The sequence below is a fragment of the Cyanobium sp. ATX-6F1 genome, assembly GCF_047395825.1.
Taxonomy (GTDB): domain Bacteria; phylum Cyanobacteriota; class Cyanobacteriia; order PCC-6307; family Cyanobiaceae; genus ATX-6F1.
The window spans coordinates 619,446-633,968 of sequence record NZ_JBCEBF010000001.1; the positions used below are offsets into that span (position 1 = coordinate 619,446).

A 14,523-nucleotide genomic window follows, 5' to 3' on the forward strand; every position below is an offset into this window, starting at 1 on the left:
CACCCCTGGGGCGACAGCCTCAGGCGACCACCGGTTCCCGCTGGCCCAGGCCCACGGTCAGGATTTCGCTGGGGGGCACCAGCACCTTGAAGCGACCACGCCACTGGGGCCAGTTGGCGAGGATCTCGGCCGCCCTCAAGCTCCCGGTGTGCTCCAGGTGCGCCTCCAGCAGGGGCTTGAGCAAGCGCTCCTGCTCGGGGGTCTCGAGGCTGTGGAGCGTGACGGTTTCGCCGTTGAGCCGGGAGGAGAGCGCCCCCTGCTCATCGAGCAGGAAGGCCACACCACCGGTCATGCCAGCGGCGACGTTGCGGCCCGTGCTGCCGAGCACCACCACCACACCGCCGGTCATGTACTCACAGCAATGGTCACCGGTGCCCTCCACCACGGTGCGCGCACCGCTGTTGCGAACGGCGAAACGCTCACCGGCGCGGCCGAGGGCGAACAGCTCGCCGCCGGTGGCGCCATAGAGGCAGGTGTTACCGAGAATCACCTGACGGCCGGCCTCGCTGACGGCGGGAGGTGGCACCACAACGATGCGCCCTCCATTGATCCCCTTGCCGACATAGTCGTTGGCCTCACCCTCCAGGCGCAACTCCATGCCCTGGAGCAGGAAGGCCCCGAAGCTCTGACCGGAGGCGCCTTTGAAGCGCAGGTTCACGGCCCCATGGAAGCCGGTGTTGCCATGGCGGGCGGCGATTTCGCCAGCCAGACGCGCACCCACACTTCGATCGGTGTTGACGATCGCCAGCGAACGGCTCACCCGGCCATGGGATTCGATCGCCTCGATCACGTCGATGTCTGCCAAGAGGTCATCTTCAAGGATCGGCCCGTTGCCATGGGCCACGGGCGCATGGCGGAGCCAGCTGCGATCGTCGGCCCCGGCGATCGGATCGAGCAGGCAGGAGAGATCGAGGGAGCGGGTCTTGGTCAGGGCGATGGAGCGGGGCTCGAGCAGTTCGGTGCGCCCGATCAGATCCTCCAGCCGCGCCACACCGAGCACGCTCAGCAACTGCCGCACCTCTTCAGCGACGAACAGGAAGAAACTCACCACGTGCTCGGGCAAGCCCGTGAAGCGCTTGCGCAGCGCCTCCTTCTGGGTGGCCACGCCCACGGGGCAATTGTTGGTGTGGCAGACGCGGGCCATGATGCAGCCCTCGGCAATCATCGCCACCGAGCCGAAACCGAACTCCTCGGCGCCCAGCAGGGCGGCCAGGATCACATCCCAGCCGGTCTTGAGGCCGCCGTCGGCCCGCAGCAGCACGCGATCGCGCAGACCGTTCTGGAGCAGGGATCGGTGCACCTCGGTGAGACCCAACTCCCAGGGGCTGCCGGCGTGCTTGATCGAGCTCAGGGGCGAAGCGCCGGTGCCGCCGTCATGGCCGGAAATCTGGATCACATCGGCGTTGGCCTTGGCCACGCCGGCGGCGATCGTGCCGATGCCGATCTCCGACACCAGCTTCACCGACACCTTGGCGGCCGGATGGACCTGGTGCAGGTCGTGGATCAGCTGGGCCAGGTCTTCGATCGAATAGATGTCGTGGTGGGGCGGCGGTGAGATCAGCGCCACCCCGGGCTTGCTGTTGCGCAGCCAGCCGATGTAGGCATCCACCTTCGGCCCGGGCAGCTGGCCGCCCTCCCCGGGCTTGGCCCCCTGGGCCACCTTGATCTCCAGCTGGCGGCCGCTGCGCAGGTATTCGGGGGTGACGCCGAAGCGACCGGAGGCGATCTGCTTGATCGCCGAGCAGGCGGAGTCTCCGTTGCGCAGCCCCTTGAGGGTGGGGAGGGTGGGGGAGTGGCCGCTGGCGTCCACATCGTTGAGGGGTGGTAGCGGGCTGGATCCTCACCGCCTTCACCACTGTTGCTCTTACCGCCGATGCGGTTCATAGCAACGGCCAGCACCTCATGGGCCTCCCTGGAGAGAGCCCCGAGGCTCATGCCGCCGGTGCAGAAGCGCGCGCAGATGCTCTCAACACTCTCCACCTGATCAAGGGGCAGTGGCGTGGGCGCAGGCCGCAGTTGCAGCAGATCGCGGAGGGCCGTCACCGGCCGATGCTCCAGGAGGGTCTTGTAGGTGGAGAAGTGGTCGTAGCCGGGGCCAGCGGCCACGGCCGCATGCAGGGCCTTGGCCATCTCCGGGCTGTTGAGGTGGAACTCACCGCCGGTGCGGTACTGCACGAAACCCATGAACTCGAGCTTGGTGCGGTTCAGTTCCGGGAAGGCCTTGGCGTGGAAGGCGAGGGTTTCACTGGCGAGATCCGGCAGGCTCAAGCCGGCCACCCGGCTGGTGGTGCCCGTGAACGCCAGCTTGATCAGGTCGGCCCCCAGGCCGATGGCCTCGAAGATCTGGGCCCCGTGGTAACTGGCGAGCAGGGAGATGCCGATCTTGGAGAGGATCTTGCGCAGGCCGTCTTCCAGGGCCTTGCGCACGTTGGCCTGGGCGCTGGACGCATCGAGGGGAGGCAGCTTGCCCCGCTCCATCAGCGCCTGGGTCTTGGGGTGGACCAACCAGTGACGGGTGGTTTCCAGGGTGAGCCAGGGGCAGACGGCGCTGGCCCCGAAACCGATCAGACAGGCCAGGTGGTGGGTGCTCCAGCACTGGGCTGTGTCCACCACCAGGGAGCACTGCAGCCGCAGTCCCAGATCGAGCAGATGGTGATGCACGGCCCCCACCGCCAGCAGGGAAGGGATGTAGGTGGTGCCGGCCGTGATGCCCCCCGGCACGGTCCGAGAGGATCAGGATCTGGGAGCCGCTGCGCACCGCCTCCACCGCGGCGTGGCAGAGCTCGCCCACCGCCTGCTCCAGTCCCTTGGGACCAGCCAGCACGGGCATCAAAGTCGAAAGGGTGGCCGTGGCCAGGCCCTGCTGGGGGAGGGCCGCCAATTCGGCCTCGTTGAGCACAGGCGTGCTCAGGTGCAGGACCTGGGCACCATCAGCCTGGGGCCGCAGGGCGGAACCACGGCGCCCGAGGTTCATCTCCAGCGTCATCACCAGCTTTTCCCGCAGGGGGTCGATCGGCGGGTTGGTGACTTGGGCGAACCGTTGCTTGAGGTAGTCGTAGAGCAGGTGGGGCTTGGAGGAGAGCACCGCCAGGGGGATGTCATCGCCCATGCAGTAGGTGGGCTCCTTGCCCGCTCCGGCCATGTCCTCGATGATCAGATCGAGGTCCTCGGCGCTGAATCCAACGGCGGTCTGCAGCTGGAGCAGCTCCAGATCACGCAGGTGGCGCTCGTCCTCCCAGGGCTGGGGTGCCAGGCTGCGGCGGCGTTCCGCCAGCCAGGTGCCGTAGGGATGGCGCTCGGCCGCTTCGGCCTTCACATCCCAGTTGTAAAGAAGACGACCCTGCTCCAGATCGACGGCCAGCATCTGGCCCGGACCGAGGCGTCCCTTTTCGATGATCGAACTCTCCTCGAGCTCCACCACGCCGGTTTCTGAGCCCATCACCACCAGTCCGTCGTTGGTGACGCAGTACCGGGCCGGACGAAGGCCGTTGCGATCGAGGGTGGCCCCAACGCTGCGGCCATCGCTGAACACCAGCAGGGCCGGACCGTCCCAGGGCTCCTGAACACAGGCCGAGTACTCGTAGAACGCCTGGATGGCCTGGCGGTTCTCCAGCTCGGGCTGAAGCCGGAAAGCCTCCGGCACCAGGGTCATCAGGCTGTCGGTGATCGGACGGCCGCCGCGCACCATCAGCTCCAGGGTGGCGTCGAGGTTGGCCGAATCGCTGAACGCGTCGTTGACCACGGGCTTGAGATCGGGAGCCGCCTCACCCCAGACCTCATCGAGGTGGGATTCGGCCGCCTTGGCCCAGTTCAGGTTGCCCAGCAGGGTGTTGATCTCGCCGTTGTGGCCAAGCAGCCGCATCGGTTGGGCCAGGGGCCAACGGGGCAAGGTGTTGGTGCTGAAGCGCCGGTGGTAGACGGCGAAGCTGACTTCGAAGCGGGGGTCGCGGAGATCGCCGTAGAAGGCGGCCAGCACCTCCGAGCGCACCATCCCCTTGTAGACGACGGTGCGGCCGCTGATCGAGGCGAAGTAGAGGTCGACCGGACCAGGCCCCCAGGCCTCCCGAGCCCGGTCGCCGATGCGCCTGCGGCAGCGAAACAACAGGGCTTCGAGCGCATCGCCGCCCTCACTCCCCTCCACAAGCCACTGCTCAATCACCGGTGCCGTCGTCCGGGCCAACGGCCCCAGCACGGCGGGATCGACGGGAACAGGTCGCCAGCCCACCGGGCGCAGCCCCAGTCGCTGGGCCTCGCCGTCGCAGAAACGGCGGGCCTGCTCCCGCAGCTCCGGGTCGGCGGGCAGAAACACCATGCCCAGGCCCCTGCGGCCTGGGGGAACGGCGGCGACCTCAGGCCAAACCTCCTCCAGGAAGGACCAGGGAATTCCGCAGAGGATGCCAGCCCCATCACCGGAATCCCCGTCAGCTCCGCAACCGCCCCGATGCTCCATGCAGCCGAGGCCCCGCAGGGCCTGGCTCAGGATCCAGTGGCTGGCCTCTCCGCTCAAGCGGGCCAAAAACCCCACCCCGCAGGCGTCCTTTTCGCCAGCGACCGCCGCCGGAGCAGGGCTGTCGCAATGGGGCCAAGCGGGACGGGAGGGAAGTGGCATAGCCCGGGATCACCAACTGGAACCGCGGACAATCCCGCCAGGGGACAGGCCGCATCTAGAAGATTCAGATCCTAGGGACTTGCATCCACGGCGCCATGGGCCGTGAACCAGACCATCCATGGATCGGAGCTAAGTTGCTGCTCACGAACCGTGGGCCGAATGGCAGCCTTTTTCCGCTGCCGCTGTTGAGCCTGGCCCTGCCGCCGGCCCCACCGCCACCGCCGCCCCTCGAGCGCAGCGGCGAAAGGCTCCCCTCCCCAGGCAGAGGATTCCGCGGCGCCCAGGAAGGACTGGGAATCGAGCTGAACGGCCAGCGGCTGCAAGCCCGCTGGCGCTGGCTCGACGGCGAGGGACCCGAGCCCGCCGAGCTCTGGATCCCCCTGGAAGTGCTCCAGGGTCAGATGGGTTTCTCAAGCCGCAGCCTCCCCGATGGCGAGCTGGAGCTGGACTGGTTCGGCCAGAGCCTGCGGGTGCCGGCGGCCGCCCAGCGCAGCCTCCAAGACGAGGTGGCGATTGAGGTGTCGCGTCCCCTGCTGGCGGCCGGAGCGAGGCCCGAGCGGCTGGGCCCCCTGCTGCGCCTGCGCCTGCCGCCACCGCAACTGCTGCGGGTGCGCTCCCGCGATGTCAACGGTGGCCGAAGGGTGGTGCTGGATCTGAGCGGGCCCACCTGGTTGCGCCAGGGGGATGGACAGCTGGCCCTCGATCTGGCCAGCACGGCCGGCCTCCAGCAGCAACTTCAGCGCCTCGGCCTGGGGATCCGTCAGGGACCAGCCAGCCTCAGCCTGGCCCTCGGCCGTTCCGCAGGGGGCACCCGAATCTCCACCCTGGGGGGTCCGAACCGGGTGGTGATCGACCTGCCGGTCGTCGCCGTGGGCAGCCAAGGGGACCCCAGTGGTGGCAGCGGCAGCTCGACGGCCACGGAGACGGCCACGGAAGCGAACCCTCGCGATCCGCGCCTGCTGGCCCTGCAGGGCTCAGGGGTCCAGCTCAGCCGTGAGCTGCGCAGCGTGGGCCAGCGGCGCCTGCTGATCAGCAGCGTGCGACTGGATCCGCGCCGGACCCCTTGGATCTCCGGCCGCTCACCCGTCCCGATGGCATGCAGGGCCTCTCCAGCCTGCCTATGCTGGCCCAGCAGGACCAGGCGGTGGTCGCCATCAATGGGGGCTACTTCAACCGGGTCAACCGGCTACCCCTGGGCGCCGTCCGCGATGGGGGCCGCTGGCTGTCCGGCCCGATCCTCAACCGGGGGGTGATGGCCTGGCAGGACGCGGACCTGCCCCGCTTCGGCCGCCTGAGCCTCGATGAAAGCCTCACTGACAGAGATGGCCAGCGCTGGCCGATCAGCAGTGTCAACAGCGGCTACGTCCAACGGGGGATCAGCCGCTACACCGCTGACTGGGGGCGGTTCTACCGGTCCCTGAGCGGAGCCGAAACGGGTCTGATTCTCAACAACGGGGTTGTTCAGCAGCGCTTCGAAGCCCAGCAGCTCGGCGAGGGCATCCCCCTGGGTGGCGATGACATCCTTTTGATCGGCAGGGCGGGCGCGCTGCTGCCCTGGGGCGTGGGCGAGCGCCTGCGGCTCAGCAGCCGAGCGACGGATCCCACCGGCCTGCAGCCCTTCGTGATCGGTGGTGGGCCGCTGCTGCTGCTGGAGGGCCGCTTCGTGCTCAATGGCACGGCCGAGGGTTTCAGCCCCACCTTCCTCCAGCAGGGGGCCCCGCGCACCGTGGTGGGCAGCGATGGGCGCCAGCTCTGGCTGATCACCCTGCAGGGAGTCGGCCACGAAGGACCGACGCTGGGCGAAACCGCCCTCGCCCTGCTGCAGATGGGCCTCAAGGACGCCTTGAACCTGGACGGTGGCAGTTCCACCGGCTTGGTGATCGCCGGGACCCACACCGTCAAAGGCCGTGGGGTGGCCTCCTCGATCCACAACGGCCTGGGCCTGATCCCCCGACGCACCGCCCAACTCAACGGGTCCCCAGGGCGCCTGGCGCTTCAGACGCCCTAGGGACCTGGCCAACACCGCCCGTCAGAATGGGTGGATTGCGTTGATGCCGCCATGCCCAAGGGTCAGAGTCTGCGCCTGAGCGCGGCCGCCGCCGCGGAGCTTGGACGTCAGGCCGCCGTGGCCGGCACCCCGGGGGTGATGCACCTTGATCTGGTGGATGGCAGCTGCGAGCGCTGGGTGGTGCGCATTCGCCCCGGCCATCTGGCAGGGGTGCCCGTGGCCCGGGCTGACGGCATCACGCTCCATGCCCCCGCTGATCAACTGACGCGCCTGAGCGGCCTGAACCTCGACTACCGCGGGGATCTCAGCGGCGGCGGCTTTCTGATCCGTCCGGGCGACGGGGTGCGTTGCTGCGTCTGTGGTGCCTCCTTCAGCCGATCAGGGGAGGGTGGGACGGCGACAAAGTAAGGTGGCGGATTGTCGAAACGGTCGGACGTCCGACCCCCACTCCGGCCCTCGATGCCCACGATTCAGCAGCTGATCCGCACCGAACGGCAGCGCCTCACCCGCAAGACCAAGTCCCCCGCCCTGCGCTCCTGCCCGGAACGCCGTGGCGTGTGCACCAGGGTGTACACCTCCACCCCGAAAAAGCCCAACTCGGCGCTCCGCAAGGTGGCCCGGGTGCGCCTCACCTCAGGATTCGAGGTGACCGCGTACATCCCCGGCATCGGCCACAACCTCCAGGAACACTCCGTCGTACTCATCCGCGGCGGCCGTGTGAAGGATCTACCCGGTGTCCGTTATCACATCATCCGCGGGACCCTCGACACCGCAGGCGTGAAGGACCGCCGTCAATCCCGCTCCAAGTACGGAGCCAAGACTCCCAAGGGCTGAGTCCGGTTCGACCGTTCCCCAGCATTTTTCTCTCACCCGTTCCTGACTCCCTGCCTCCAGGTTTATGTCCCGCCGCAATGCCGCCGAAAAGCGCCCGGTTCTTCCGGATCCGCAGTTCAACAGCCGCCTGGCCTCGATGATCGTGGCCCGGCTGATGAAGCACGGCAAAAAGTCCACGGCCCAGCGGATCCTTTCCGACGCCTTCGGCATGATCAACGACCGCACCGGTTCCGACCCGCTTGAGCTGTTCGAAACCGCGGTGCGCAACACCACCCCTCTGGTGGAAGTGCGCGCCCGCCGGGTGGGTGGTGCCACCTATCAGGTGCCGATGGAAGTCCGCCAGGAGCGGGGCACGGCCATGGCCCTGCGCTGGCTGGTGAACTTCTCCCGCGCCCGCAACGGTCGCTCGATGGCCCAGAAACTGGCTGGCGAGCTGATGGATGCGGCCAACGAGTCCGGCAACGCCGTCCGCAAGCGCGAAGAAACCCACAAGATGGCAGAAGCCAACAAGGCTTTCGCCCACTACCGCTACTGAGCGCAACCGGCCGGATCAAGCGAGGATCCGGCCTCTGCAGGGCTGCCCTGTAGAATCAATTCCGCAATTTTAGTTGACAACCTTCGGAGAAGCTCCCCGTGGCCCGCGCCTACCCTTTGGAACGTGTCAGAAATATCGGTATTGCCGCCCATATTGACGCGGGTAAAACCACCACGACCGAGCGAATTCTGTTCTATTCGGGTGTCGTCCACAAGATGGGGGAGGTGCACGATGGCGCCGCCGTCACCGACTGGATGGAGCAGGAGCGCGAACGCGGCATCACGATCACTGCAGCGGCCATTTCCACCAGCTGGAAGGATCACCGCATCAACATCATCGATACCCCTGGGCACGTTGATTTCACCATCGAGGTGGAGCGCTCGATGCGGGTGCTCGATGGGGTTGTCGCTGTCTTCTGCGCCGTCGGTGGCGTTCAGCCCCAGTCGGAAACGGTGTGGCGCCAGGCTGATCGCTACAACGTGCCCCGCATCGTGTTCGTCAACAAGATGGACCGCACCGGTGCCAATTTCCTCAAGGTTGTCGAGCAGATCAAGGACCGCCTCAAAGCCAAAGGCGCCCCGATCCAGCTGCCGATCGGCGCCGAAGGCGATCTCAAGGGCATCATCGATCTGGTGAGCCAGAAGGCGATCATCTACACCAACGATCTCGGCACCGACATCATCGAATCGGAGATCCCCGACGACATGAAGGAGGAAGCCGCCCAATGGCGGAACAAGCTGATGGAGGTCGTGGCCGAAACCGATGAAGAACTCATCGATGCCTTCTTGGAAAACGGCGAACTCACCGATGAGCAGCTGATCAAAGGCATCCGTGTCGGTGTCCTCAAGCATGGCCTGGTGCCGATCCTCTGCGGCTCCGCCTTCAAGAACAAGGGTGTTCAGCTGATGCTCGACGCCGTGGTCGACTACCTGCCGGCCCCGGTCGATGTGCCGCCGATCACCGGTCTGCTCCCCGATGGCACCGAATCCAACCGTCCCTGTGACGACAGCGCACCGTTCAGCGGCCTTGCCTTCAAGGTCATGGCCGACCCCTACGGCAAGCTCACCTTCGTGCGCATCTACAGCGGTGTGCTTCAGAAAGGCAGCTATGTGCTCAATTCCACCAAGGACAAAAAGAGCGCATCTCTCGCCTGATCCTGCTCAAGGCCGACGACCGCGAGGAAGTGGACGAGCTGCGGGCGGGCGATCTGGGCGCCGTGCTCGGTCTCAAGGACACCACCACTGGAGACACCCTCTGCGTGGAGAGCGATCCAATCATCCTTGAATCGCTGTTCATCCCCGAACCGGTGATTTCCGTGGCGGTGGAGCCCAAGACCAAGGGCGACATGGAAAAGCTCTCCAAAGCGCTCCAGTCTTTGGCCGAGGAGGATCCCACCTTCCGGGTCTCCACCAACCCCGAAACCAGTCAGACGGTGATCGCCGGCATGGGCGAGTTGCACCTGGAGATCCTCGTGGACCGCATGCTGCGGGAGTTCAAGGTGGAGGCCAACATCGGTGCACCCCAGGTGTCCTATCGGGAGACCATCCGCGGCAGCGCCAAAGGCGAAGGCAAGTTCGCCCGCCAGACCGGTGGTAAAGGCCAGTACGGCCATGTGGTGATCGAAATGGGGCCAGGGGAACCTGGTTCAGGCTTTGTCTTCGTCAACAAGATCGTTGGCGGCATCGTTCCTAAGGAGTACATCGGACCTGCCGAAAACGGCATGAAGGAAACCTGCGAATCCGGCGTGATCGCAGGTTTCCCGATGATCGACATCAAGGTCACCATGGTGGACGGTTCTTACCACGATGTGGACTCTTCGGAGATGGCGTTCAAGATCGCCGGATCCCTGGCCTTCAAAGATGGCGTCAAGAAGTGCAATCCTGTACTTCTTGAGCCGATGATGAAGGTGGAAGTCGAGATCCCCGAGGACTATCTCGGTTCTGTGATCGGCGACCTTTCCTCCCGTCGCGGCCAGGTCGAAGGCCAGTCCATCGACAATGGACAGTCCAAGGTCCAGTCCAAGGTGCCTCTGGCCGAAATGTTCGGCTACGCCACCCAGCTCCGATCCATGACTCAGGGTCGGGGTATCTTCTCGATGGAGTTCAGTCACTACGAGGAAGTCCCTCGGAACGTCGCTGAAGCCATCATCTCCAAGAATCAGGGCAATTCCTGATCTTCACCCTCTAAATCCACCCCCCGATTCTTTTTCATCATGGCTCGCGAGAAGTTCGAAAGGAACAAACCACACGTCAACATCGGCACCATCGGCCACGTTGACCATGGCAAAACCACCCTGACGGCCGCCATCACCAACGTGCTGGCCAAGAAAGGTATGGCGAAAGCCCAGGCCTACGATCAAATCGACGGAGCTCCAGAGGAGCGTGAGCGCGGTATCACCATTAACACCGCCCACGTCGAATACGAAACCGTCAAGCGTCATTACGCCCACGTGGACTGTCCCGGTCACGCGGACTACGTGAAAAACATGATTACCGGTGCCGCCCAGATGGACGGCGCCATCCTCGTGGTCGCCGCCACCGACGGGCCCATGGCCCAGACCAAGGAGCACGTACTCCTTGCCAAGCAGGTGGGCGTGCCTGCTCTGGTGGTCGCTCTCAACAAGTGCGACATGGTCGACGACGAGGAGATCCTTGAGCTCGTTGAGCTGGAAGTGCGTGAGCTGCTGACCAGCTACGACTTCCCCGGCGACGACATCCCCGTCATCAGGGTCTCCGGCCTGAAGGCGCTTGAAGGCGACGCCGAGTGGGAGGCGAAAATCGACGAGCTGATGAACGCTGTCGATGAGTCGATCCCTGAGCCCGAGCGCGAAATCGACAAGCCCTTCCTCATGGCTATCGAAGACGTGTTCTCGATTACTGGTCGCGGCACTGTCGCCACCGGGCGTATCGAACGTGGAGTGGTGAAAGTGGGCGAAACCGTCCAGATTGTGGGTATCAAGGACACCCGCGAAACCACCGTCACTGGCGTGGAAATGTTCCGCAAACTGCTTGATCAAGGCATGGCGGGCGACAACGTCGGCTTGCTGCTGCGCGGAGTGCAGAAGGAAGACATCGAGCGCGGCATGGTGCTGGTGAAGCCCAACTCCATCAAGCCCCACACCAAGTTCGAAGGGCAGGTCTACGTGCTCAAGAAGGAAGAAGGCGGCCGCCACACCCCTTCTTCGCTGGCTACCGGCCGCAGTTCTACATCCGCACCACGGATGTGACCGGCCAGATCACCGCCTTCACCGCCGATGACGGCACCAACGTGGAGATGGTCATGCCCGGCGATAACATCAAGATGACCGGCGAGCTGATCTGCCCCGTGGCCATTGAGCAGGGCATGCGCTTCGCCATCCGCGAGGGTGGCCGCACCATCGGTGCCGGCGTGGTCTCCAAGATCCTCGAGTGAGGCTGATCTAGCCTTGCGGGGTGGGGCCAATCCCCACCCCGCTTCGATCGATCCTTTTCCAGCACCTCGACAATCCAAGCCGACCGGCAGCTGCCCTTCCTTTCAGCAGCCACCGCCGCCGTGCCGCCCCCGCGCTTCTCTCCCATCCCCATGTCCACCTCCATCTCCCAGCAGAAGATCCGCATCCGCCTGAAGGCGTTCGATCGCCGCATGCTGGATCTCTCCTGCGAAAAGATCATCGAAACCGCGGACCACACCGCCGCCACGGCGATCGGACCCATCCCCTCCCCACCAAGCGCAAGATCTATTGCGTGCTGCGCTCGCCCCACGTTGACAAGGACTCACGCGAGCACTTCGAAACTCGCACCCACCGGCGAATCATCGACATCTACAACCCTTCCTCGAAAACCATCGACGCCCTGATGAAGCTGGATCTACCCAGCGGCGTCGACATCGAAGTGAAGCTCTGAGGCGTGCTCCGGCCCTGCAAGGCCTGGATTGTTCCTAGCATCAGGGCCTGGTCAGGGTCTCCCATCTGGTTGACTCCAGGCCCAATTCCTTTGTCCTGCAGCCACGCAGCGTGACCACGTGACCGAACTGTCCGTCAGGGAACTTCCCCTTTTTCCCCTGCCGGATGTGGTGCTCTTCCCCCAGGAAGTGCTGCCCCTCCACATCTTTGAACCGCGCTATCGCATGATGCTGAGCACGGTTCTGGAGAACGACCGTCGCTTCGGTGTGGTGCGGTGGGATCCCCAGACCCAGCGGATGGCCGAGGTGGGCTGCTGCGCCGAGATCCTCCAGTGCCAGACCCAGGACGACGACCGCAGCAACATCGTCACCCTGGGCCAGCAACGCTTTCGGGTGCTCGACGTGGTGCGGGAAGCCCCGTTCCGGGTGGCCCTGGTGAGCTGGATCGAAGACGAAACCGCTGAAAGCCACAACGATCTCCAGCAGCTCGCTACGGAGGTGACCCAGGCCCTGCAGGATGTGGTCGATCTCACCGGCAAGCTCTTCGGCAAGATCACACCCCTGCCCAGCGACCTGCCCGATCTGCCCCGGGAACTGTCCTTCTGGATCGGCTCCCACCTGGGTGGTCCCGTGGCCGACCACCAGCAGGCGTTGCTGGAAATCACCGACACCGGTGAACGGCTGCGGCTGGAGTTCGAGTTGCTCGATCGCACCCGTCGCCAGCTCGCCGCCCGCACCGTGTTGAAGGACACCTTCAAGGATCTGGGCGATTCCGTCCCCGACTGAGGCAAGCGATTGGCGTTCCCTGGGCAGGTCCTGCTGGCCATGCTGCTGCTCGCGTTGGCGCTGGCCCTGGCGCTGTGGCTGTGGCAACGCCACGGCCGCCAGTTCCAGAGCTCGGCCACGGTGGCGGAGGCCTACGACCGCTGGACAGACGACCAGCTGCTTGAGCGCCTCTGGGGCGAGCACGTGCACCTGGGCCACTACGGCAGCCCCCGCCGGGTGGATTTTCGCCGCGCCAAGGAGGACTTCGTCCATGCCCTGGTGCGCTGGAGCGGCCTCGATCGACTACCCCCTGGCAGCACGCTGCTGGATGTGGGCTGCGGCATCGGTGGCAGCGCCAGGATCCTGGCCCGTGACTACGGCTTCCAGGTGGTGGGCATCAGCATCAGCCCGGGCCAGATCGAGCGGGCCAGGTCCCTGACCCCCAGCGGACTGTCCTGCCGATTCGAGCTGATGGATGCCCTGGCGCTCGAGTTTCCCAATGGGAGCTTCGATGCGGTCTGGAGCGTGGAGGCAGGGCCCCACATGGCCGACAAGCAGCGCTACGCCGATGAGCTGCTGAGGGTGCTCAGGCCAGGTGGTCTCCTGGCTGTGGCCGATTGGAACCGACGCGATCCCGCGCTCCAAGCCACCACGGCCACCGAGCGCTGGGTGCTGCGCCAGCTGCTCGATCAATGGGCCCACCCGGAATTCGCCAGCATCAATGGCTTCCGGCGTCACCTGGAGCGAAGCGAGCACCTGGGATCAGCGGCGGCCGTGGGCACCGACGACTGGAGCGCTGTCACCCTGCCCTCCTGGATCGATTCGATCCTCGAAGGGGTGCGCCGCCCCAGCGCCGTCCTGGGCCTCGGTCCCAGCGCCGTGCTCAAGGGGCTCAGGGAAATCCCCACCCTGTTGCTGATGCATTGGGCCTTCGCCACCGGACTGATGCAGTTCGGGGTGTTCCGGCTGCGCAAGGCCGACTGAATCACCGGGTTCCGAACGCCCCTCAGGCCGTGTCCTCCTCAGGGCCGGCCAGGTTCGTGAGCGGGTAGGCGCCGAACAGCGCCAGGTGCTGGCAGAGCGGGCGTAACGCTTGAATCGCCTGCTCCAGGGCCAGGCGACCCTCGATCGGCTCGAGATCAACGAAGAAGATGTACTCGCCCATTTCCCGCTTCGAGGGCCGCGATTCGATCCGGCTCATGTTCAGCGAGCGGTCGGCGAAGCAGCCCAAGGCCTCCAGCAGCGCACCCGGACGGTTGGCATGGAGCGAGAAGGCGAGGCTGGCCATGGGGCCATCGAGGCCCCGCTCTCCGCGGCGCAACATCAGAAAGCGCGTGCAGTTGCCCGCCACATCGTTGATCGGGTACGCCAGCACCTCCAGACCATGCTGCTGGGCCGCCTCCAGGGAGGCCACGGCACCACGGAAACGGCTGCCGGAGACCATCCGGGCCGCCTCGGCGGTGGAGCTGGTGGGGAGCTGAAGGGCCCCGCCCAGGTGATCGCCCAACCATTGGCTGCACTGGGCCAGTGCCTGCGGGTGGGAGAGCACCTCGCTGATCCCACTGATCGGACCGCTGCCCAGCAGGGCATGGCGGATCGGCAGCACCAGGGCGTGAACCACCGCCAGTTCCGGATGCTCCCAGAGGGCATCGAGACAGGCGGTGACGCCCCCTCCACGGAATTCTCGACGGGCACCACGGCGGCGTCACAGGTGCCCCGGGCAAGCGCCTGGATCACGGCCCGGATGCCTGCCTGGGGCACCAGCTCCGGGTTGACATCCCCACTCAGCTCCGCCAGGCGCACGGCGGCCTGTTCGCCGTAGGTGCCGACGGGGCCAAGAAAGGCGAGGCGCATGGGGAGGGCCAGGACTCAGGTCGATAGGATCATGCCGCG

The 14,523-nt window shown here is 65.8% G+C and carries 8 protein-coding genes and 5 pseudogenes; 11 read left to right on the forward strand and 2 right to left on the reverse strand.

Going from position 1 to position 14,523, the window contains the following annotated elements; genetic code table 11:
• Nucleotides 1-19 precede the first annotated feature (19 nt).
• Nucleotides 20-4,609: pseudogene (gltB, locus tag AAF143_RS03910) on the reverse strand (glutamate synthase large subunit).
• 134 nt (nucleotides 4,610-4,743) lie between these two features.
• Here gltB and AAF143_RS03915 point away from each other — a divergent pair.
• The 11 genes and pseudogenes from AAF143_RS03915 to AAF143_RS03965 all read left to right on the forward strand — a co-directional run bounded on the left by AAF143_RS03915 (nucleotide 4,744) and on the right by AAF143_RS03965 (nucleotide 13,614).
• Nucleotides 4,744-5,862, forward strand: coding sequence for a hypothetical protein (locus AAF143_RS03915; protein WP_414026527.1), 1,119 nt, complete (start codon nucleotides 4,744-4,746; stop codon nucleotides 5,860-5,862).
• Complete coding sequence (locus AAF143_RS03920) at nucleotides 5,754-6,617, forward strand: phosphodiester glycosidase family protein (protein WP_414026528.1); 864 nt, start codon at nucleotides 5,754-5,756, stop codon at nucleotides 6,615-6,617. The genes AAF143_RS03915 and AAF143_RS03920 overlap by 109 nt, the downstream gene beginning before the upstream one ends.
• 51 nt (nucleotides 6,618-6,668) lie before the next feature.
• On the forward strand, nucleotides 6,669-7,025 hold the full coding sequence (locus AAF143_RS03925) for an AIR synthase (protein WP_255009638.1): 357 nt from the start codon (nucleotides 6,669-6,671) through the stop codon (nucleotides 7,023-7,025).
• A 51-nt stretch (nucleotides 7,026-7,076) separates the two neighbouring features.
• On the forward strand, nucleotides 7,077-7,451 hold the full coding sequence (rpsL, locus tag AAF143_RS03930) for a 30S ribosomal protein S12 (protein WP_255009639.1): 375 nt from the start codon (nucleotides 7,077-7,079) through the stop codon (nucleotides 7,449-7,451).
• Between the two features lie 64 nt (nucleotides 7,452-7,515).
• Entirely contained in the window at nucleotides 7,516-7,986 is a 471-nt protein-coding gene (gene rpsG, locus AAF143_RS03935; RefSeq protein WP_255009641.1) for a 30S ribosomal protein S7, read from the forward strand.
• 98 nt (nucleotides 7,987-8,084) lie between these two features.
• Nucleotides 8,085-10,159 (forward strand): annotated as a pseudogene (fusA, locus tag AAF143_RS03940) (elongation factor G).
• Between the two features lie 39 nt (nucleotides 10,160-10,198).
• The gene (gene tuf / locus AAF143_RS03945; RefSeq protein WP_414026529.1) at nucleotides 10,199-11,212 is read left to right on the forward strand and encodes an elongation factor Tu; all 1,014 of its coding nucleotides are present in this window, start codon (nucleotides 10,199-10,201) and stop codon (nucleotides 11,210-11,212) included.
• Nucleotides 11,150-11,397, forward strand: a pseudogene (tuf, locus tag AAF143_RS03950) (elongation factor Tu); the annotation flags it as partial. The gene tuf (AAF143_RS03945) and the pseudogene tuf (AAF143_RS03950), both read left to right, overlap by 63 nt.
• 150 nt (nucleotides 11,398-11,547) lie before the next feature.
• A pseudogene (rpsJ, locus tag AAF143_RS03955) lies at nucleotides 11,548-11,867 on the forward strand (30S ribosomal protein S10).
• Between the two features lie 118 nt (nucleotides 11,868-11,985).
• Nucleotides 11,986-12,651, forward strand: a complete 666-nt coding sequence (locus AAF143_RS03960) for an LON peptidase substrate-binding domain-containing protein (protein ID WP_255009648.1) — start codon at nucleotides 11,986-11,988, stop codon at nucleotides 12,649-12,651.
• Nucleotides 12,652-12,690: 39 nt separating this feature from the next.
• Nucleotides 12,691-13,614: a methyltransferase domain-containing protein gene (locus AAF143_RS03965; protein ID WP_414026530.1), complete on the forward strand. Its 924-nt coding sequence runs from the start codon at nucleotides 12,691-12,693 to the stop codon at nucleotides 13,612-13,614.
• Nucleotides 13,615-13,636: 22 nt separating this feature from the next.
• Here AAF143_RS03965 and pheA read toward each other — a convergent pair.
• Nucleotides 13,637-14,484: pseudogene (gene pheA / locus AAF143_RS03970) on the reverse strand (prephenate dehydratase).
• Nucleotides 14,485-14,523: the final 39 nt, after the last annotated feature.